The organism is Streptomyces sp. NPDC059989 (genome assembly GCF_042736975.1).
Taxonomy (GTDB): domain Bacteria; phylum Actinomycetota; class Actinomycetes; order Streptomycetales; family Streptomycetaceae; genus Streptomyces.
The window spans coordinates 1-19,671 of sequence record NZ_JBHWUO010000089.1; the positions used below are offsets into that span (position 1 = coordinate 1).

At 72.9% G+C, this 19,671-nt stretch carries 18 protein-coding genes; 11 read left to right on the forward strand and 7 right to left on the reverse strand.

Translation table 11 applies throughout. The features are described 5' to 3' along the window. Positions 1–329 precede the first annotated feature (329 nt). Both ACFWBN_RS37940 and ACFWBN_RS37945 read left to right on the forward strand, forming a co-directional pair. Positions 330–1,067, forward strand: a complete 738-nt coding sequence (locus ACFWBN_RS37940; RefSeq protein WP_385185819.1) for an enoyl-CoA hydratase family protein — start codon at positions 330–332, stop codon at positions 1,065–1,067. Continuing rightward, on the forward strand, positions 1,055–1,654 hold the full coding sequence (locus tag ACFWBN_RS37945) for a TetR/AcrR family transcriptional regulator (protein WP_385185822.1): 600 nt from the start codon (positions 1,055–1,057) through the stop codon (positions 1,652–1,654). The genes ACFWBN_RS37940 and ACFWBN_RS37945 overlap by 13 nt, the downstream gene beginning before the upstream one ends. Before the next feature lie 67 nt (positions 1,655–1,721). Here the strand turns inward: ACFWBN_RS37945 and ACFWBN_RS37950 are convergent, their stop codons facing one another. Beyond that, positions 1,722–2,828 (reverse strand): citrate synthase 2, encoded by a 1,107-nt coding sequence (locus ACFWBN_RS37950; RefSeq protein WP_385185825.1) that lies wholly within the window; start codon positions 2,826–2,828, stop codon positions 1,722–1,724. Positions 2,829–3,028: 200 nt separating this feature from the next. On the opposite strand from ACFWBN_RS37950, the gene pdxH reads away from it, so the two are divergent. Both pdxH and ACFWBN_RS37960 read left to right on the forward strand, forming a co-directional pair. Then, positions 3,029–3,691: a pyridoxamine 5'-phosphate oxidase gene (gene pdxH / locus ACFWBN_RS37955; RefSeq protein WP_385185828.1), complete on the forward strand. Its 663-nt coding sequence runs from the start codon at positions 3,029–3,031 to the stop codon at positions 3,689–3,691. A 504-nt stretch (positions 3,692–4,195) separates the two neighbouring features. Further along, positions 4,196–5,509, forward strand: a complete 1,314-nt coding sequence (locus tag ACFWBN_RS37960; RefSeq protein ID WP_385185830.1) for a PAS domain-containing protein — start codon at positions 4,196–4,198, stop codon at positions 5,507–5,509. Between the two features lie 200 nt (positions 5,510–5,709). Here ACFWBN_RS37960 and ACFWBN_RS37965 read toward each other — a convergent pair whose 3' ends face one another. Next, the gene (locus tag ACFWBN_RS37965; RefSeq protein WP_385185833.1) at positions 5,710–6,465 is read right to left on the reverse strand and encodes an SIS domain-containing protein; all 756 of its coding nucleotides are present in this window, start codon (positions 6,463–6,465) and stop codon (positions 5,710–5,712) included. A gap of 200 nt (positions 6,466–6,665) precedes the next feature. Between ACFWBN_RS37965 and ACFWBN_RS37970 the strand changes: the two genes are divergently transcribed. Next, entirely contained in the window at positions 6,666–7,358 is a 693-nt protein-coding gene (locus ACFWBN_RS37970; RefSeq protein ID WP_385185836.1) for a metal-dependent transcriptional regulator, read from the forward strand. Positions 7,359–7,728: 370 nt separating this feature from the next. Further along, the gene (locus tag ACFWBN_RS37975; protein WP_385185838.1) at positions 7,729–8,643 is read left to right on the forward strand and encodes an alpha/beta fold hydrolase; all 915 of its coding nucleotides are present in this window, start codon (positions 7,729–7,731) and stop codon (positions 8,641–8,643) included. 94 nt (positions 8,644–8,737) lie between these two features. Here the strand turns inward: ACFWBN_RS37975 and ACFWBN_RS37980 are convergent, their stop codons facing one another. Together ACFWBN_RS37980 and ACFWBN_RS37985 are read right to left on the reverse strand one after the other, a co-directional pair. After that, the gene (locus tag ACFWBN_RS37980) at positions 8,738–9,307 is read right to left on the reverse strand and encodes a hypothetical protein (protein WP_385185841.1); all 570 of its coding nucleotides are present in this window, start codon (positions 9,305–9,307) and stop codon (positions 8,738–8,740) included. Between the two features lie 71 nt (positions 9,308–9,378). Then, on the reverse strand, positions 9,379–10,377 hold the full coding sequence (locus tag ACFWBN_RS37985; RefSeq protein ID WP_385185844.1) for a LuxR C-terminal-related transcriptional regulator: 999 nt from the start codon (positions 10,375–10,377) through the stop codon (positions 9,379–9,381). Between the two features lie 156 nt (positions 10,378–10,533). Here ACFWBN_RS37985 and ACFWBN_RS37990 point away from each other — a divergent pair, with 156 nt between their 5' ends. The 4 genes from ACFWBN_RS37990 to ACFWBN_RS38005 all read left to right on the forward strand — a co-directional run bounded on the left by ACFWBN_RS37990 (position 10,534) and on the right by ACFWBN_RS38005 (position 14,541). After that, positions 10,534–10,914, forward strand: coding sequence for a hypothetical protein (locus ACFWBN_RS37990; protein ID WP_385185846.1), 381 nt, complete (start codon positions 10,534–10,536; stop codon positions 10,912–10,914). 134 nt (positions 10,915–11,048) lie between these two features. After that, positions 11,049–11,216, forward strand: a complete 168-nt coding sequence (locus ACFWBN_RS37995) for a hypothetical protein (RefSeq protein WP_385185848.1) — start codon at positions 11,049–11,051, stop codon at positions 11,214–11,216. A gap of 305 nt (positions 11,217–11,521) precedes the next feature. Further along, entirely contained in the window at positions 11,522–13,153 is a 1,632-nt protein-coding gene (locus ACFWBN_RS38000) for a CHAP domain-containing protein (protein ID WP_385185851.1), read from the forward strand. A gap of 125 nt (positions 13,154–13,278) precedes the next feature. Beyond that, complete coding sequence (locus ACFWBN_RS38005; protein ID WP_385185854.1) at positions 13,279–14,541, forward strand: transglycosylase family protein; 1,263 nt, start codon at positions 13,279–13,281, stop codon at positions 14,539–14,541. Between the two features lie 141 nt (positions 14,542–14,682). Here the strand turns inward: ACFWBN_RS38005 and ACFWBN_RS38010 are convergent, their stop codons facing one another. From ACFWBN_RS38010 to ACFWBN_RS38020, 3 genes are all read right to left on the reverse strand, one after another. Next, complete coding sequence (locus ACFWBN_RS38010; RefSeq protein WP_385185857.1) at positions 14,683–16,323, reverse strand: transporter; 1,641 nt, start codon at positions 16,321–16,323, stop codon at positions 14,683–14,685. Next, on the reverse strand, positions 16,320–17,162 hold the full coding sequence (locus ACFWBN_RS38015) for an ABC transporter ATP-binding protein (RefSeq protein ID WP_385185859.1): 843 nt from the start codon (positions 17,160–17,162) through the stop codon (positions 16,320–16,322). The genes ACFWBN_RS38010 and ACFWBN_RS38015 overlap by 4 nt, the downstream gene beginning before the upstream one ends. Before the next feature lie 150 nt (positions 17,163–17,312). Continuing rightward, complete coding sequence (locus tag ACFWBN_RS38020) at positions 17,313–17,999, reverse strand: bifunctional DNA primase/polymerase (RefSeq protein ID WP_385185862.1); 687 nt, start codon at positions 17,997–17,999, stop codon at positions 17,313–17,315. Positions 18,000–18,213: 214 nt separating this feature from the next. Here ACFWBN_RS38020 and ACFWBN_RS38025 point away from each other — a divergent pair, with 214 nt between their 5' ends. Next, positions 18,214–19,596, forward strand: a complete 1,383-nt coding sequence (locus ACFWBN_RS38025; protein WP_385185865.1) for a transcriptional regulator — start codon at positions 18,214–18,216, stop codon at positions 19,594–19,596. Positions 19,597–19,671 lie beyond the last annotated feature (75 nt).

The following is a 19,671-nucleotide window of genomic DNA, read 5'->3' on the forward strand; positions in this document are numbered from 1 at the left end:
ATCCACCTGGGCCACCCATAAACTCCCGGGCCCCGCCCCCCCCCCCCCCCCCGGCCCCGGCCCCGGCCCCCGCGAAGCCCCCGGCACGGGACACCGCCGAGCCCCCCGCAGGGCCCCGGCACCGGCCCCCGCGAAGCCCCCGCCAGGGACACCCCCGAGCCCCCCGCCAGGGGACCGGCCGGAGCCAAACCCAGCCCCGCCGGCGTTTGAGGCGCGGGGTCCGGGGCAGCGCCCCGCGACGGACACCGCCGAGCCCCCGGCACGGGGCACGGCAGCCAACACCACATAACCTCCCCAGGGAGGACCCACCCACCCCCTCCGGAGGAGACATGCCCCCCGTCGTGCACGCCGCCAAGGCGACCGGTATTGCCCGGCTCACCCTCGACTCCCCCGCCAACCGCAACGCCCTCTCCGCCGCCCTCGTCGGCGAGCTCCGCGCGGCCCTCGCCGACGCCGCCGCGGATCCGGCGGTCCGGGCGGTCGTCCTCACCCACACCGGCGGCACCTTCTGCGCCGGGGCCGACCTCAAGTCCCCCTGCGACCCCGCCGACTTCGTCGCCCTGTTCCGCGAGATCGCCGAGCTGCCCAAGCCGGTCGTCGCCCGCGTCACCGGGCATGTCCGGGCCGGCGGCCTCGGGCTGCTCGGCGTCTGCGACATCGCCGCCGCCGGGCCGCAGTCCTCGTACGCCTTCACCGAGACCCATCTCGGCCTCGCCCCCGCGGTGATCTCCATCCCGCTGCTGCCGCGCCTCGACCCGCGCGCCGCCGCCCGCTACTTCCTCACCGCCGAGCGCTTCGACGCCGCCGAAGCCACCCGCATCGGCCTGCTCACCCTGCACGCGGAGGACGTGGACGAGGCCCTGGCCCCCGTCCTCGCCGGACTCCGCGCCGCCTCCCCCCAGGGCCTGGCCGCGACGAAGGCGCTGACCTCCGCCGCCGTACGGGAGGCCCTGGCCCGCGACGGCGCCCGCCTCACCGAGCTGTCCGCAGGACTCTTCGCCTCCGCCGAGGCCCGCGAAGGCATCACCGCCCGCTTCGAACGACGGGAGCCGTCATGGGCACTGTGACCGACCCCCGCCACCCCAAGCAGGCCCGCAGCCGCGTCACCCGCCGCCACCTCCTGGAGGCAGCCGTCTCCTGCCTGGCCGAACACGGCTGGGCCGGCTCCACCGTCGCCGTGGTCGCCGAGCGGGCCGGGGTGTCGCGGGGCGCGGCCCAGCACCACTTCCCCACCCGCGAGGACCTCTTCACCGCCGCCGTCGAGTACGTCGCCGAGGAGCGCTCCACCGCCCTGCGCGAGCTCTTCCAGGCCGGCCCGGCCGCCCGCCCCGCCGTCGTGGAAGCGCTGGTGGACCTGTACACCGGCACGCTCTTCCGGGCCGCGCTCCAGCTCTGGGTCGCCGCCTCCAACGAGGAGCAGCTGCGCCCCCGCGTCTCCGAGCTGGAGACCCGGGTCGGCCGCGAGACCCACCGCATCGCCGTCGAACTGCTGGGCGCCGACGAGTCCGTGCCCGGCGTACGGGAGACCGTGCAGGGACTCCTGGACATGGCCCGCGGCCTGGGCCTGGCCAACGTCCTGACCGACGACACGGCCCGCCGGGCCCGCGTGGTGGCCCAGTGGTCCCGCATCGTCGACATGACGCTGTCCCCGTGAACGCGCGAGGGCGCCGCACCCCCACATCGGAAGGGGATACGGCGCCCAGGCGGCGCGATCAGCCGGTTCAGGCGGTCTCGGCGATGTCCGCGTAGCCCTCGATCTCCTGCGGGTTGCGGCGCCCCGGCCCGATGTAGCGGGCCGACGGCCGCACCAGGCGGCCCGTGCGCTTCTGCTCCAGGATGTGCGCCGACCAGCCGGCGGTACGGGCGCAGCTGAACATCGAGGTGAACATGTGCGCCGGGACCTCCGCGAAGTCCAGCATGATCGCGGCCCAGAACTCCACGTTCGTGGCCAGCACCCGGTCGGGGCGCCGCGCGTGCAGCTCCTCCAGCGCGGCCTTCTCCAGCGCGGCGGCGACCTCGTAGCGCGGCGCGTCCAGCTCCTTGGCCGTGCGCCGCAGCACGCGGGCGCGCGGGTCCTCGGCCCGGTAGACGCGGTGCCCGAAGCCCATCAGCCGCTCGCCCTTGTCCAGGGCCTTCTTCACGTACGCCACGGCGTCGCCGGTGCGCTCGATCTCCTCGATCATGCCGAGCACGCGGGACGGCGCCCCGCCGTGCAGCGGCCCGGACATCGCGCCGACGGCGCCCGACAGGGCCGCCGCCACGTCCGCGCCGGTGGAGGCGATGACGCGCGCGGTGAAGGTGGAGGCGTTCATCCCGTGCTCGGCGGCCGAGGTCCAGTACGCGTCGACGGCCTTGACGTGCTTGGGGTCCGGCTCGCCCCGCCAGCGGATCATGAACCGCTCGACGACGGACTCGGCCTTGTCGATCTCCTTCTGCGGCACCATCGGCAGGCCCTGGCCGCGGGCGGACTGGGCGACGTACGACAGCGCCATCACGGCCGCGCGCGCCAAGTCGTCGCGGGCGGTCTGCTCGTCGATGTCGAGGAGCGGTTTCAGGCCCCACACGGGGGCGAGCATGGCGAGCGCGGACTGCACGTCGACGCGGATGTCACCGGAGTGGACCGGGATGGGGAACGGCTCGGCGGCCGGCAGGCCGGGGTTGAACGCACCGTCGACCAGCAGGCCCCACACGTTCCCGAAGGAGACGTGGCCGACGAGGTCCTCGATGTCGACCCCGCGATAACGGAGCGCACCGCCTTCCTTGTCGGGTTCGGCGATCTCCGTCTCGAACGCGACGACCCCTTCGAGCCCGGGTACGAAGTCGGACATCAGGCGGCTCCTCAAATAGTGCGAACACGCGCGGCTCCCGGCGTGATTCGCGGTCCGGCGCGGTCATCCCCGTTGATGCCCGGCACGGCCGATGGTCACCCGTGTGGGCACCCTCGGACCGGCCCCAAGATTTTGTCCGTTCCCGATGAACTGCGGAAGCGTGACATACGGCACACCCCCGCCGGCGTTCCTGCGGCAGGATGGCCCGCGTGACCGACCAGGACCTTGATCCCGCCACCATGCGCAAGCAGTACCGCTCGCAGATCGTCGACGAGGAGACCCTCGCCGAGGACCCGATGCGGCAGTTCGCCCGGTGGTTCCAGCAGGCCGCCGACGCGCACGTCTTCGAACCGAACGCGATGGTCGTCTCGACGGCGACCGCCGACGGCCGCCCCAGCTCCCGCACGGTGCTGCTGAAGCAGTTCGACGAGCGCGGCTTCGTCTTCTTCACGAACTACGTGTCCCGCAAGGGCCGCGAACTCGAAGAGAACCCGCACATCGCCCTGCTCTTCCCCTGGCACCCGATCGCCCGCCAGGTCGTCGTCACCGGCACGGCGGCCCGTATCGGCCGTGACGAGACGGCCGCGTACTTCCGCTCCCGCCCCCACGGCTCGCAGCTGGGCGCGTGGGCGAGCGAGCAGTCCAGCGTGATCGGTTCGCGCGCGGAGCTGGACCGGCGCTACGCCGAGCTCGCCGCCCGCTATCCGGAGGGCGAACAGGTTCCGGTCCCGCCGCAGTGGGGCGGCTTCCGGGTCACCCCGGGCGAGGTGGAGTTCTGGCAGGGCCACGAGAACCGCCTCCACGACCGTCTGCGCTACGTCCTGGACGGGGAGAAGTGGCGCCTCGAGCGCCTCTGTCCGTAGCTTGCGGCGGCTCGGCGGCTCGGCGGCTCGGCGGCTCGGCGGCTCGGTTCGGGGTCGCCGCCCGCCCCCCAAGAGCGGGAGCGGAAACGCAGGCGACCCGCGGGCTCGGGTCTCTCCCCTGCAGTGGGAGAGGCCGGCCGGACGTACCGGCGAGCCCGCGGGTCGGGTGACTGCTGTGGTTTGGCGCCTGGCGATCCCGCCGGGCACCGCACTGGGTGCGTGCGACGACGGGCGCTTAGCCCGCAGCCACCTCACGCGTCCGGTTTCCGTACATTTCGGGAACCACCTCCCTTCTCGTGTACGGCCGAGCGTAGGCACACGCCGCCCGCGCCACAACTGTTTATTTCCCCGAACCGTCGGCCGGGGCGTCCTGCCGGGCCCGCCCTCCGGTGCCCCCGGACCGGATTTCTCGCACCCAATCCGCGGAAAGCGGTGTGGGCTGCGTCACGTTCGCGTTCAATGATCTGACGTGCCGCACACGCGAACACCTGCAGGGGGTGCCAGGTGAGTGCCTACGGACGTGGTGAGACCGCCGACGATCTGCTCGCAGCGCTGCTGGACGGGATGGACGCCGCCTTGTGCGCGTTCGACTCCGACGGCGTGATCACCCACTGGAACCGCGAGGCCGAGCGGATCCTGGGCTGGTCCGCGGCCGAGGCCGTGGGGCGCAAGGGGTTCGAGGGGTGGGCGGTGCGGGCCGCCGACGCGCAGGACGTGCAGGACAGACTCATGGCCGCGCAGGACGTGCCCGGACGGCAGGTGCACGAGTTCGCGCTGCTGACCAAGGACGGCGGGCGCGTCCTCGTACGGACCCAGTCCGCCGGGGTGCCGGGCGCCGACGGGAAGCCCGCCGGGGTGTACTGCGCCTTCAGCGAGGTGCACGCCCAGATCGACCTGGAACGGTCCATCGCGCTGAGCGAGGCCCTGCTGGACGACGCCTCGTGGGGCGTCGTCCTCGTCGATGTGGACCTGCGCCCGGCCGTCGTCAACGCGCACGCCGCCCGCGCCTTCGGATCCCATCGCACCAGCCTGCTCGGCCGCCCCCTCGGGGAGCTGCTGAGCCAGGGCGTGGAGGAGCTGGAAGGCGCGCTCCAGCACGTGCTCGCCGAGGGCGCCCCGCCCGCGCCCGTCGAGCTGTGGGTGTCGGTGCGCACGCCGGAGGGGGTGCGTCGGCGGTGCTGGCGGTGCGGGTTCCTGCGGCTGGCCTCGCCGCTCGCGGAGGAGCCGGTGCCGCTCGGGGTGGGCTGGCTGTTCCAGGACGTCACCGAGGCCCGGCAGGCCCAGCTGGACACCGCGCAGCTGCGGTTCCGCACCCACCAGCTGCACCGCGCGGGGCGGGCCGCCGCCGAGTGCGACGACCCGGCGGAGGCGGCCGCCGTACGCCTGGAGTACGCGCTCGCCGGCTTCGCCGAGCACGCGCTGCTGGACGTACTGGATCCCTCGGCCGGCCCCGAGCGGCGAAGGCTCGTACGGTCGGCCGTGTCGCCGCCGGCGCTGCCCGGGCCCGGGTCGATCCCCGTACGGTACGAGGCCGGGCACCCGGCGCTGCAGGCGCTGGACCGGATCGGCTCGGTGCGGACCAGCGCCCCGCGCGGGCAGGCGGACGCCGAGTGGGCGCGGGCCCGGCAGTGGCCCGAGGGCGCGGCGCACGTCCTGTGCACGGTGCTGCGCAGCCGGGGCAGGACCGTGGGCGCGCTGACGTTCGTACGAGGGCCCTCGCGGGCCGCGTTCGAGCGGGTGGACGCGGAGTACGCGGAGGAGGTCGCGGCCCGGGTGGCGGCGGACCTCGACCTCGCGACGAGCACCCCGGTGCGGTGACGCCGTCCGCCCCGCCGGGGCGGGGGCTAGGGCCTGTCGTCAAACTCCCGTCTGCCTCGCGACGCCTGGCACGCACTCTCGCCGCACCGGGCGAAAGCCCAAGTACGTCCGGTACGCGGGCTTCCGCCCGGCGCACCGAGAGCACGCACCAGACGCCGCGAGACGCCCTGCGGGCGACGACGGGAGTTTGACGACAGGCCCTAGTGGCGGAAGAAGATCCGGTCGCCGTACTCCTGCATCACGCGGCCGTTCCACTCGTGGCCGCCGTCGACGTTGCCCGAGCGCAGCAGCGGGGGCTCGATGCCCCGGGCGGCCAGCCCGCCGGCCGCCGCGGCCATGACCGCCTGCATGATCGCGCTGGTCACGACGGTGGAGGCGGGGGCGAAGGGGGCGTCGATGCCGTCGAGGCTGAGCTCGGCGTCGCCGACCGCGATCTTGCTGTCGAGGACCACGTCGCAGTGGTCCTTGAGGAAGGTGCCCGAGACGTGCCGCGACTTGGTCTCCGTCGCGTACGCCACGGAGGTCACGCCGATCACCTTGAGGCCGATCGCGCGGGCGTTCATGGCCATCTCCACCGGCAGGGCGTTGCGCCCGGACAGCGAGATGATCACGAGGATGTCGCCGTCGGAGGCGGGGCTGCTGTCCAGGACGGCGCCGGCCAGTCCGTCGACCCGTTCCAGGGCGCTGCCCAGCGTCGCGGGCATGACGTCGACGCCGGCCGTGCCCGGAACGGCGAGGAAGTTCATCAGGGCGAGCCCGCCGGCCCGGTAGACCACGTCCTGCGCGGGCAGCGAGGAGTGCCCGGCGCCGAAGGCGAAGAGCCGGTTCCCGGCCGCCACGGCGTCGGCGATGAGGGAGCCGGCCTCGGCGATCCGCCCGGCCTCCTCGTCGCGCACCCGCTCCAGCAGGCCGATGGCCGCATCGAAGAACTGACCGGCCAGCTTGCTCTCGCTCATACGCCGATGGCCCTTCCAGAGGTGGGGTGCGTCCGTGTCCGCCGCTCACCGTGCGGTCTGGACCAAGCGCGTGTCAATACGAACGTCAATCCCGGCCGGGAGATGTCCGGGACGGGCCTTGACCCACGGCACGGGACGGTTGTCGGCCCGATGCGTCAGAATTGGGGGCAGGGCCAGCGCACGCAATCCGAGGGGCACGAATGTCCGGACTGATCGATACCACGGAGATGTATCTCCGCACCATCCTCGAGCTGGAAGAGGAAGGTGTGGTCCCCATGCGCGCCCGTATCGCCGAGCGGCTCGATCAGAGCGGCCCGACGGTGAGCCAGACGGTGGCGCGCATGGAGCGGGACGGGCTGGTGTCCGTCGCCAGCGACCGCCACCTGGAGCTCACAGACGAGGGGCGGCGGCTGGCGACGCGCGTCATGCGCAAGCACCGGCTCGCCGAGTGCCTGCTCGTCGACGTCATCGGCCTGGAGTGGGAGCAGGTGCACGCCGAGGCCTGTCGCTGGGAGCACGTGATGAGCGAGGCGGTGGAGCGGCGGGTGCTGGAGCTGCTGCGCCACCCGACCGAGTCGCCGTACGGGAACCCGATCCCGGGGCTGGAGGAGCTGGGCGAGAAGGCCGAGGCGGACCCCTTCCTGGAGGACGGCATGGTCAGCCTCTCCGAGCTGGACCCGGGCACCGAGGGCAAGACCGTCGTCGTACGGCGGATCGGGGAGCCGATCCAGACGGACGCGCAGCTCATGTACACGCTGCGCCGCGCGGGCGTGCAGCCCGGCTCGGTGGTGAGCGTGACGGAGTCCCCGGGCGGTGTGCTCGTCGGCTCCGGCGGTGAGGCGGCCGAGCTGGAGGCGGAGGTCGCCTCGCACGTCTTCGTCGCCAAGCGCTGACGCGCGGATTCGGCTGACAAGGGTTCGCCGAGGCGGGATCGTTGATGCGGACCCGTCGATCCGTCGATGCGGGCGTGTTGACGCGGATCCGTCCGCAAGACCACCCGTACGGCTCAGGACGTGGACGGTCCCGGCGCCTCGCGGCGCCGGGACCTTTCCTCCCCTGGTGACCTGGAGCCCCGAGCTCTCAAGGTCGTCCCCTTCGGACCGTCTTCCCCGAGCGGCCCGCCTCCCTGTTGAAAGGATCTCCATCGGCAGCGGCGGCCAATCCTTGAGCAAGGTCACTCGAAAGAGCGGTGTTGAAGGCGGAACACCCGTTTTCGAATACGGGTTCGATAGTCTGGCCGGGAGCGAAGGGGGTGCATCCTCGGTGGTACAGCGCATCGATGTGACGGCGGCCGACGGCGTGCGTCTGGCCGCCTGGGAGTTCGGCGAACCGGCAGCCGGGGCGGCCACCGGCCCCGGAGCCGGCGAAGCGGCCCCCGGGCCGGACTCCCGCCCCGCCGTGCTCTTACTCCACGGTTTGATGGGCCGCGCCTTCCACTGGTCGGGCACCGCCCGCTGGCTCGGCGAGCACCGCCGCGTCGTGGCCCTGGACCAGCGCGGCCACGGCCAGAGCGACCGCCCGCCCGCCGACCGGGACATCCCGACCGCCCTCGGCCGCGAGGCCTTCGTGGCCGATGCCGAGACCGTCATCGAGCAGCTCGGGCTGGCCCCGGTGACCCTGATCGGCCACTCCATGGGCGCCCTCACCGCCTGGCAGCTCGCCGCCCGCCGGCCGGACCTCGTCGAAGCCCTGGTCATCTGCGACATGCGCGCCTCGGCGCTCGGCGAAGCCTCGCAGCAGGAGTGGGAGGACTGGTTCCGCCGCTGGCCCCTGCCCTTCCCCACCCAGGACGCCGCCCGCCGCTGGTTCGGCGAGGACGACCCCCGGGTGGAGCGCCCCGACCCCGGCCGCGGTGCCTTCTTCGCCGAGGTCATGCACGAGGCCCCGGACGGCTGGCGCCCGCTCTTCTCCCGCCGCCAGATGCTGACGGCCCGCGAGACCTGGGTCCACGACGCCCACTGGGAGGAGCTGGCACAGGTCCGCTGCCCGACCCTCGTGGTCCGCGGCCTGGACGGCGAACTCGGCCGCGCCGAAGCCCAGGAGATGGTCCGCGTCCTCCCGGCCGGCCAGTACGCCGAGATCCCGGACGCGGGTCACTACCTCCACTACGACCAGCCGACGGCCTGGCGCGCGGTGCTGGAGCCCTTCCTGGAGGGGGTCAGGGCCGACGCGCCGTAACTCCGTCCAGGAGGGTGCCCCAAGCGGCGGCGCCGCCGCGGAGCACGTAGGTGGCGGTTCGGGTGAGCAAGGACTTCCCCGTCAGGCCGGAAGGTCAGAAGGATTCGAAAGTCCAGATCAGAGCGACTTCGGTGTCGTTGACCGCGATCAGGCCTGCGTCCCAACGGCTTCGACTGAACGGACTGGTCCCGTTGGCCGGCTGTTCGTAGAAGTTCGGATGCTCGCCCTTCCCATCGACGTTGGAGTAAAAGCGGGTGCCATCGGGGAAGCGTGACAGCAACACCCGGGCGCGGCGCTCCATTTCGGGCCGGCGCTCCTCGAAGTCCCGGGATTTCGACACGTTCATGCCGACGACCGCGAGAAGGACCACGAGTGACTGGACCGAGGAGCGGGGGAGTTCTTCGACGTAGGAATGGAAGCGCTCCACGTCCGCTGCACTGGCGGGGGGCTCGATCCAGGCGAACGTCTCGACCTCGCGGTCGACCTCCTCCTCGTACGGGTCGAGTGAAGCCCACCCCCGCGGATCAGCGGTCTCACCGCGCATGACCGCCGCGACGTCGAACCACCATTCCGCGTGGTCGCGTGGTGCCGCAGCGGCGAATGTCCAGCGGTCCTCGTACAGTGCGAGTCCGTCTGCCCAGGTGTCCGCCGTGAGATCGTCCATTGTCCGCTCCCTATTCAGGCATCGACGTGAGGATGATGCCGCTACGGGGCCCGTTGCTCGGGCCCCGGCGGCTACTCGCTGCTCGGGAGCCAGCCGCGCTGGACCGCCCGTACGCCGAACTCGAAGCGGCTGCGGGCGTTCAGGCGTTCCATCAGATCGGTGGCCAGCCGGCGTGCGGTGCGGGGGGAGACGGCCAGGCGCTTGGCGATGGCCTCGTCGGTCAGGCCCTGGGCGAGGAGCCGGATGACGGTGTTCTCCTGGGCGCTGAGGCCGCCCTCGTCCCGCGAGGTCTCCGCGGTGCCCAGCGGGCGGGCGGCGGTCCACACGGTGTCGAAGAGCGCGCACAGCGCCGTCAGGGTGCCCTGCCCGGTCAGGACCACCGCGCCGGCCGCGCTGTCGTCGCTGCTGACCGGGATGACGGCCGTCGACCGGTCGAAGATCATCAGCCGGGTGGGTAGCTCCGGCGCGGTCCGCACCTCGCCGCCGAGTTCGCCGAGCCAGGCCGCGTAGGTCACGGTGGTCTGGCTGTTGCGGACGCTGTCCAGGAAGAGGGAGCGCATCCGTACGCCGCGGCTCAGCAGGGCGAGGTCGTTGGGCTTCGAGGCTTCCAGGCTCTCGGGGCGGTGGCCGCCACCGGGTGCGAAGGTCATCAGCTCGGTGCGGACGTCACGGGCCAGGCACGCGATCCGGTCCCGGATCGCGTCGAGGCCCAGCAGCTGCTCCACGCCCGGGCTGGAGGCGCTGGGGGTCAGGTCGGCGAACTCGGCGATGAGCTGGGTGGCGGCGGCGCGGGAGGCCTCGATGCGCAGCTGCTGGGCGGCGAGTTCGGCCTGCTGGCGGGCCATCAGGACTTCCATGCCGACCTCGGGCGAGACCGCGCGCAGCCGGCCCTCGCGCTCGTAGGACGGCCGGACCAGCGCGAGTTCGCTGAGGAGGTCCAGGCTGTGCCTGACGCCCGCCTCGGGCACTCCGAGGCGCTTGGCGAGGCCGCTCACGCCCTCCTGCGGGTAGGCGAGCATGGCGCGGTACACAGCCTCTGCCGTGGCATCGAGGCCGAGAGTGGCAAGCACAGCGGTTCCCCCCGTGTGAGCCCTTATCGATCAAGGTGATCGAATGGTCGCACGTGGCGACGGGTGCGACCAGCTCGTGGACGCTTCCGGCCACGGACCGAACCGTCCAGCTTGATGCGCTTTGCTCACGCTCGCCCGCTCGGAAGAGTGGCGCGCATGTATCTCATCCACGCCGCGCTCCGGGCGCCTGCGGCCGGTGACCGGCTTCCCCCGCACATCGCCGAGCTCGTACGGGCGCTGGCGCACCCCGACAACCCGGTGGAGCACGTCTCCGCGCACCTGCGGGCCGAGCCCGATCCGGTGCTCGGGGTCTACCTGCTCGCCGGGAGCCTGAGCGAGGCCGAGCGGCGTACGGAGGCCCTCTGCCGGCGCGCCCTCGACGAGCTGCCGGCGCTTCGCGGCTGGACGGCCATGCGCGCCTCCGCCCCCCTGGTCGCTCCGTACTACGAGCGTCTCCTGACGGCCGCTTCCGGCATCGGTGGACGGAATCGTCCAGGGCCGTTTCCGTCCAGCCGAATGCCCTTCCACCCGCGCTGACCTGCGACGAAAGTAGTGATCGCCAGCAGGGAACAGCACAAACACCCGGCAGGCGAAACCGGAGAAGACGTCACCGCGGGACGTGGATCCGGAAGGTCACCGCCTCACTCCAGCCATCGCAAAGGATCACTGCCATGCTTCGCACCCGCCTCACCCAGGCCGCCGCGGTCAGCACCCTCGCCCTCGCCGCCCTCACCTCGGTCCTGGCCGGCCACACCGGCGCCGACCAGTACACCCGCACCACCGCCACCACCGCTTGGGAGACCGCCCCGGCCGGGAAGTTCACCACCGTCTGGGAGTAGTCGGGCCGCCCGCCCCGCCGGCCGCCGGTCCCACCACGACCGCCGAACCCGCCGGACCGCCGGGCCCGCCGAGAGCCGGCCCTGACCCCCAAGTCACCCCGCACCACCCCGCGTCACCCAGCACCGCCGCACATCGCGCCGCAGTGCGCGCCCCGCGCCCCGTGTGCCCCGTCCGACAGCTGCTCCTGCAGGGCAGCCGTCCGCGAGCCACGACACGCGCCCACAGTCTTCCGGCCTGATCAGGCCAAATCTGCGGCCCGCCGCAGCACTCACCCGAGCCTTCTTCGCACACCTGGAGCCTTGTCATGTCCAAGTCCATCAAGACCACCGCGATCCGCCTCGTCTCCGCCTCCGGCCTCGCGGTCTCCGTGCTCGCCACGATCGCCATCACCCCGGCCAACGCCTCGCCGCTCACCGACGGCATCTCGGCCACGGCCCGCGCCGAGAACGGCAACGGAGCCTGCGCCCACGGCGGTTACGTCGGCGGCCCCAACCAGTCCAGCAGCTGCTACGGCGGCACCACCACGGCCCACGCCTGGTGTGCGGACTTCGCCGGCTGGGTCTGGGCCCGCAACGGGGTCACCGGCCTGTCCGTCCTGGACGACAGGGCGGCCAGCTTCATGGACTACGGCAAGAAGTACGGGACGATCTCCAACACGCCGCACGTCGGTGACGCGGTCGTCTACAACTACAACGGCAGCAACTACGCCGACCACGTGGCCCTCGTGACCGGGGTCTCCGGCGGCACGGTCACCATCACCGGTGGCAACCAGGGCGGCCGGCCGGGCCATGTCAGCACCAACTCCACCTCCAGCTACAGCGTGGGTTCGGCTCCCTGGGGCCAGCGGATCAGCGGATACGTCTCGCCCGCCGGCAGCAACACCCCCTCGCTCCCCAACCCGGCCTCGCTGCCCTCCGGGACGCTGGTGAAGTCGTCCAGCGGACCGGCCGTCAAGGTCATGATCAGCGGTGCGGGCGTTCCGGTCGCGGCCTCCGACGTCACCCCGGGCAACTACGACCTGAGTAAGATCGTGCTCGTGGACGACACGGCCTTCCGTGCCCTGCCGAGCGCCCCGCCCTCCGGCACCGTGGTCCACGACGAGGCGGGCGGCGCCAACCGCTACGTGATCGTCGACGGCACGGCGCTGCTGATCGGCGCCGAAGACTGGACGGCCGCCGGCTACAACACCCGCCTCGACATGGGCGTTCCGACCGCCTGGCTGCAGAACGCCGCGCAGCGGCAGCTGACGACCGGCATCGTGGTCATGGACCAGACCGGCGCCGACGCGGGCCGGTACATCATGGTCAACGGCGCGGCCCTGCACATCTCGGCCTCCGAGTGGACGGCCGACCACTACAACGAGCAGACCCTGATGGGCGTCCCGGGGCAGTGGCTGAAGTCCGCCATCGCCAAGTCGCCGTCGACCGGCACCGTGATGATGGACCAGTCGGGCACCGACCCGGCCCGCTACGTGATGCTCAACGGCGCGGCCCTGCACATCTCGGCCTCCGAGTGGACCGCCAACGGGTACAACACCCAGTCCCTGATGGGCGTCCCGGGTGAGTGGCTGGCCTCCAGCGTGGCCAAGCAGGTCACCAGCGGCACGATCGTCAAGGACGCTTCCGGCGGCGACCCGACGGTCTACGTGATGGCCGGCGGCGTCGCGGTCCCGCTGACCTACGCCGACTTCACGGGCCTGGGCTACGACAAGCGTCCGCTGGAGGGCGCCCCGGGCGAGTGGCTGAAGTCCGCCGCGGCGAAGGCCGCCCCGGCCGACGGCACCATGCTCCTGTCGCCCGACAGCAACACCGTCTGGCAGATCACCGGCGGCAAGAAGAAGGCCATGACCGCCGACCAGTTCGGCGAGGGCAAGCTCAGCTTCAACGACGTGGTCAGCGTCCCCACCGCCTTCACGGCGAAGTTCCCCACGGTCTGAGCACCGAAGCCCGCCTGAACACCTGAGCACCACCCCTGAGCCGCCCGGCCCCCGCCGGCCGGGCGGCCCGGGGCCGCCCCGCCGCACCCTCGCCGCCCTGCCAGACGCTGCCCGAAGGAAACTCCATGCGCTCCGCCGCCGCCCGCAAGAAGTCCGCGCTCGCCGTCACCGCCACCGCCCTCCTCGCCATCGCCGCCCCGCTCCTGACGAGCACCGGCGCCTCCGCCGCCTCCGTCTCGACGTGGGACAAGGTCGCCCAGTGCGAGGCCAGCGGCAACTGGAGCATCAACACCGGCAACGGCTACTACGGCGGCCTCCAGATATCCATGTCGACGTGGCGCGCCTTCGGCGGCACGCAGTACGCCTCCCGCCCCGACCAGGCGACCAAGCAGCAGCAGATCCTGACGGGTGAGAAGATCCTCGCCGGCCAGGGTCAGGGCGCCTGGCCCTCCTGCGGCCCCGCGGCCGGCCTCGGCGCCGACCACGCGAACCCGTACCCCACCGCCCCCTCCTACCCGGACCCGGCCTCGCTGCCCGCAGGGACGCTGGTGAAGTCGCCGAACGGCGCGGCCGTGAAGGTGATGATCTCCGGGGCCGGCATCCCGGTGGCGGCCTCCGACGTGACGCCCGACCACTACGACCTCAGCAAGATCGTGCTGGTGGACAACGCGGCGTTCAACGGCCTGCCGAGCTCGCCCCCGGCCGGCACCGTGGTCCACGACCAGGCCGGCGGCGCCAACCGCTACGTGATCATCGACGGCGCCGCGCTGTCGATCTCCGCCGCGGACTGGACGGCCGACGGCTACAACGTCCGCCCCGACATGGGCGTTCCGACCGCCTGGCTGGCGAGCGCCACCCAGCGCACGGTGACCACGGGCCGGGTGGTCATGGACCAGTCGGGTACGGACCCGGCCCGCTACGTCATGCTCAACGGTGCGGCCGTGCACATCTCGGCCTCGGAGTGGAGCGCCAACGGCTACGACAGCCGCTCCCTGATGGGCGTCCCGGGTGACTGGCTGCACGCCACCGCGGCCAAGCAGGTCGCGAACGGCACGATCGTCAAGGAGGTCTCCGGCGCCGACCCGACGGTGTACGTGATGGCGGGCGGCGTCGCGGTCCCGCTGACCTACGCCGACTTCACGGGCCTGGGCTACGACAAGCGTCCGCTGGAGGGCGCCCCGGGCGAGTGGCTGAAGTCCGCCGCGGCGAAGGCCGCCCCGGCCGACGGGACGATGCTGCTCTCTCCCGAGGGCAACACCGTCTGGCAGGTCACCGCCGGCAAGAAGCGGGCGATGACCGAGGCCGAGTTCGGCCCGGGCAAGTACAGCTTCAACGACGTGGTCAGCGTCCCGACCGCCTTCACCGCGAAGCTCCCGACCGTCGTCTGAGCCGGCCTCCGCCGGGAAGCCCGCGAGAAAGCCGGCCTCCGCACGGCCTCCGCACGCAAGCGGGCCGGCCTCCGCTCCCCACCGGGAGCGGAGGCCGGCCCGCCGCGCGTTCGGGCCCGGACGGCACCGACCGGGCCAGGGTCAGCCCTTGCTCACCGCCAGCAGGATCTCCGGCAGCTTCCGTGCCACCGTCGGGGCCGCCAGGCGCAGGCCCGCCCAGGTCGCCAGCGTGCCCCAGGCCACGCCCAGCGGGAGCAGCAGCCAGGAGATGTTCTGGTGGTCGGCCACGTTGAACCAGATCGCCAGGGCGATCACCGGGGCGCAGATCACCGCCGACGCCAGCATGCCGCCGAAGATGCCCGCCCAGGCCAGTCCGGCCTGTCCCGGGGCGACGTTCTTGAAGGCGCCGTCCGTCGGGATCGAGTACGGGAAGCGGGCCGAGGCCAGCGCACCCGTGCAGAGCATCGAGCCGAGAACGGCCAGCGTCAGGCCCAGGGCCGCCGCGAGGGCGGACCAGTTGTCGACCAGGGCGGCCGTGACCACCGTCACGAGGACCGTGTACGGGACGGTCACCAGGGCCAGCGCGAGGGCCCGGGCGCGCAGTTCCACGTACGCGTCGCGCGGGGTCGAGATGGTCTGCGCGACCATCCAGAACGCCGAGGTGTCCTGCCCGAACTGGTTGTACATCTGCATGCCGAGCATGCCGGTGCCGAAGCAGGCGAGGTAGATCGAGCCCGTCCCCTGGAGGGCGTTGAAGACCGGGACGATCACGCCGATCGCCAGCGCGGTCACCCAGGCGGCCTTCGTCTTCGGATCGCGGACCACGTAGCGCAGCGAGCGCTGAACGGCAGCCCCGGTGCGCCCGCCCGGCAGCAGCGACCAGAAGCCGCCCGCGCTCCGGTCCTTGGCGGGCTTGGCCGCCGCGAGGGTCGAGCCGTCCGGTGTGACCATCAGCTTGGTCAGGGTGCGCTCCCAGAACCGGAGCAGCAGGACCAGCGCGCCGACCGTGAGGGCGAGCTGCGCCGCCGCCACCCCGTACGCGCCCTCGCTCGCCGAGTCCACCATGCCGACGGCGGTCGCCGGCGGCAGCCACCGCACCACCGCCTCGACCGGCTCCAGCCGGGACAGGCCGCCCGCCTGGAACAGGCTCTGGCTGGCGAAGTTGGCCACCTGCGCGCCCACCGCGATCAGCAGGCCGCTGAGCAGCGCCAGGTCGCGCCCCTTGCGGCTGGTCAGCAGCCGTACGTTGGCCGTGGCCACCGCCCGGGCGAGGACCACGCAGCCGAGCAGCAGGAGCGGTGCGGCCACCACGGCGGCCGCCACCCCCGCGGCGCCCCGCGCGACCGCCAGCACCGAGCCGACGGCGAGGCACAGCGTGAACAGCGGCCCGATACCGACCAGCGAGGAGGCCAGCAGGGCCCGTACGAGCGGACGCGGGCGCAGCGGCAGCATGACCAGCCGGCTCGGGTCCAGGGTCTCGTCCCCGGTGGGGAAGAACAGCGGCATGACGCTCCAGCCGAGCGCCAGGATCGCGGCCAGCAGCACGACGACCGTGCCGGCGTGGGCGTGGCCGTGCAGCAGGGCCAGGCCGAGCGTCACGAAGAAGCCGACGACGAGGGCGAAGGCCAGCGTCGTGAACCAGGCGGCCTTGCGCTTCGAGGAACCCTTCAGCCCGTTGCGCAGCAGCGACAGCTTGAGCCGTACGAAGACCGCGGTCAGGGAGGGAGGAGCGGCGGCCGACGCCGCGCTGGCGCGCGCCGTGCCGGTCGCGGTCGCGGTCATCGGGAGGCCGCCTGGGAGCCGCCGCCGAGCCATTCCAGGGACTCCCCGGCCGCGTCCCGCCCGTGCGCGCCGACCAGTTCGAGGAAGGCGGCCTGGAGGGAGGGCGCGGAGCCCCGTACGTCGGCCAGCGGGCCCGCGGCGCGGATCCGCCCGGCGGCCATGACGGCCACCCAGTCGCACAGCGACTCGACGAGCTCCATCACGTGGGAGGAGAAGACGACCGTGGCACCGGACGCGGTGTAACGTTCCAGCACCCCGCGGATGGTCTGCGCGGACACCGGGTCCACACCCTCGAACGGCTCGTCCAGGAACAGCACTTCGGGGTTGTGCAGCAGAGCCGCGGCCAGGCCGATCTTCTTTCGCATGCCCGTCGAGTAGTCCACGACCAGCTTGTGCTGCGAACCCGCCAGGTCCAGGACGTCCAGCAGCTGCGTCGCCCGCTTGTCGGTCTCCTCGCCCGGCAGTCCGCGCAACCGGCCCATGTAGCCGAGCAGTTCACGCCCCGACAGCCGCTCGAAGAGCCGCAGCCCCTCCGGCAGCACGCCGATCCGCGACTTCACCTCCGCCGGGTCCGCCCACACGTCGTGCCCGGCGACGACGACCCGCCCCATGTCCGGGCGCAGCAGCCCGGTCACCATCGACAGCGTCGTCGTCTTGCCCGCGCCGTTCGGGCCGACCAGACCGATGAACTTGCCCGCGGGCAGCTCCAGATCGATCCCGCCGACGGCCACCTGCTCGCCGAAGCGCTTCCACAGACCTTCCACCCGTACGGCGGACGGCGCGGATCGCGCGCCACCCGTCCCGTACGCCCCGCCCGTCGCATCACCCTGGTCCGGCATGCGCCTGCCTCTCGTCACACGTCCCCGTTTGGTCGTTCTTTCCTCACCATAGGAGGAGGGGGAGAGGCCTGAGCAGTTACTTATGTCATGAGTTTCCCGTCAGCAGTGTCCCGGGAGCACCCCGGAACACTGCTGGTCGGAGGCCCGGGGTCAGCCCTGGCGCCGCTTGCGCTCCGCCGCCGCCTCGCTGCCGCACGCGTACGCCAGCGCGTCGATGAGCTCCTCCGTGTCCGGCAGCCACCGGTTCGCCGGCGTGGGCCGCCGCGCCCACTGGACCGCGCCCCGGCCGCCGAAGCGGGTGGGCGGAGCGGCCACGTACTCGCCCTCGCCGCGCGCCACCAGATCGATCGCGGACGGGACCCAGCCGAGCTTGCGCACCAGGTCCGGCACCTTGGCCCCGGCGCCCGGCAGGACGAAGAACAGCATCCGGTGGTCGGGCGTGAGGGTGACGGGACCGATCGTGCGCTCCATCCGCTCCAGGCGCGCCAGCGCCAGGAACCCGGCGGAGTCCGGCACGTCCAGCGCGTCGAACGTCCGGCCCGTCGGCATCAGGATCGAGGCCTCCGGGCGCTTCGCCCAGATCCGCCGGACCTGCACCGCGCTGCCGGTCGCCTGCGCCGCCCAGTCCTTCACCGCCGGGTGCGCCCCGGGCGCCACGCAGTCCTCCGCCCCGCAGGAGCACAGCTCCCGCCCGTCCCCGGGCTCCAGCCAGGTGCCGGCGAAGACGTCCCAGTGCCGTTCTTCCGCGTACCGCACGGCATGGTCCAGCAGCAGTTCGCCGCGCTGCTTGGGGATGGGTGCGGTCTCCGTGACTCCGATGGTCTCTTCCACGCCCATCACAACTCCCCGGGTCACCCGGGGTTACGGGCGTAAACCAGCCGGTGGGCGGAGCATCGATCCTGCACACGGGGCGCATCGGAGCACGCGTGGGGGCGCGTAGGAGGCCGGGGCGCTGGAGTTGGGTAGCGACACGACGCAGAGCGGAAGATTCTCCGCACATCAGGCGGGAAGTGATCATTCCAACGATCACCCGCGGCCTCAGGGGGTTTTCATGGCAGCCAGGCCTCTCGTCGCCCGCCAGCCGAACGAACGGCTGCAGGCACTCATCCAGGAAGCCGGGTGCTCCAACGCCGGGCTCGCCCGGCGGGTCAACATGTGCGGGGCGGAACACGGCCTCGATCTCCGCTACGACAAGACCTCCGTGGCCCGCTGGCTGCGCGGCCAGCAGCCACGCGGCCGGGCCCCCGGCATCATCGCCGAGGCGCTCGGGCGCAAACTCGGCCGGACCGTCACCATCGACGAGATCGGCATGGCCAACGGCAAGAACCTCGCCTCCGGCGTCGGCCTGCAGTTCTCCCCGACCGTCATCGGCGCCATCGAGCAGGTCTGCGAGCTGTGGCGCAGCGACGTCGGCCGCCGCGACTTCCTCGCCGGATCGAGCGTGGCCGCCTCCGCGCTCGTCGAACCGAGCCGCGACTGGCTGATCACCGGCGCCGATACGCAGGTGGCGCGCAGCGGCGGCTCGCGCGTCGGCATGTCCGACGTCGAGGCGGTACGGGCGACCACCGAGGCGCTGAAGGACCTCGACCACCGCTTCGGCAGCGGGCACGTGCGGCCGGTGGTCGTGCACTACCTCAACTCGGTGGTGTCCGGGCTGATCGGAGGCTCGTACCGGGAACCGGTGGGGCGGGCGCTGTTCGCGGCCGTGGCCCGGCTGACGGAGCTCGCCGGCTACATGGCCGTGGACACCGGGCAGCCGGGCCTGGCCCAGCGGTACTACATCCAGGCGCTACGGCTGGCCCAGGCGGCCGGGGACCGGGCGTACGGCGGCTACGTCCTCGCGGCGTCCATGAGCCACCTCGCCGCCGAGCTGGGCAACCCGCGGGAGATCGCGCAGCTGGCGCGGGCCGCCCAGGAGGGCACGCGCGGGCAGGTCACCCCGCGGGTGGAGGCCATGTTCTACGCCGCCGAGGCGCGCGGGCACGCGCTGCTCGGGGACAACCGGGCCACGGCGGTGCTGTCCTCCCGGGCCGTCACCGCGCTGGAACGGGCGGAGCCGGAGTCCGGCGACGACCCGGTGTGGATCCGCCACTTCGACCAGGCGTACCTCGCCGATGAGCTGGCGCACTGCCACCGGGACCTGGGCCAGGCGGACGCGGCGGCCAAGCGGGCGGAGGAGGCGCTACGGGGCCTCCCGGCGGGCAAGGCCCGCCGCCGGGCGATCGGGCTGCTGCTGCTGGCGGCGGCGCAGGTGCAGCAGCGGGAGGTGGAACGGGCCTGCCAGACGGCCACGCAGGCGGCGGACCTGCTGGCGGGGCTCCGCTCGAACCGGGGGGTGGAGTACCTGGAGGACTTCCGGACGCGGCTGGAGCCGTATCGGGAGGAGGCGGCTGTGCGGGAATTCGGGGCGCGGCTGGAGGTCCGGGTCGCCTAGGGCCCGTCTGCGGCGCCGCTGCGCAAGCGGCCCCGGGCTGCGCCCGGGCTCCTGGGGCTCCGCCCCAGACCCCGC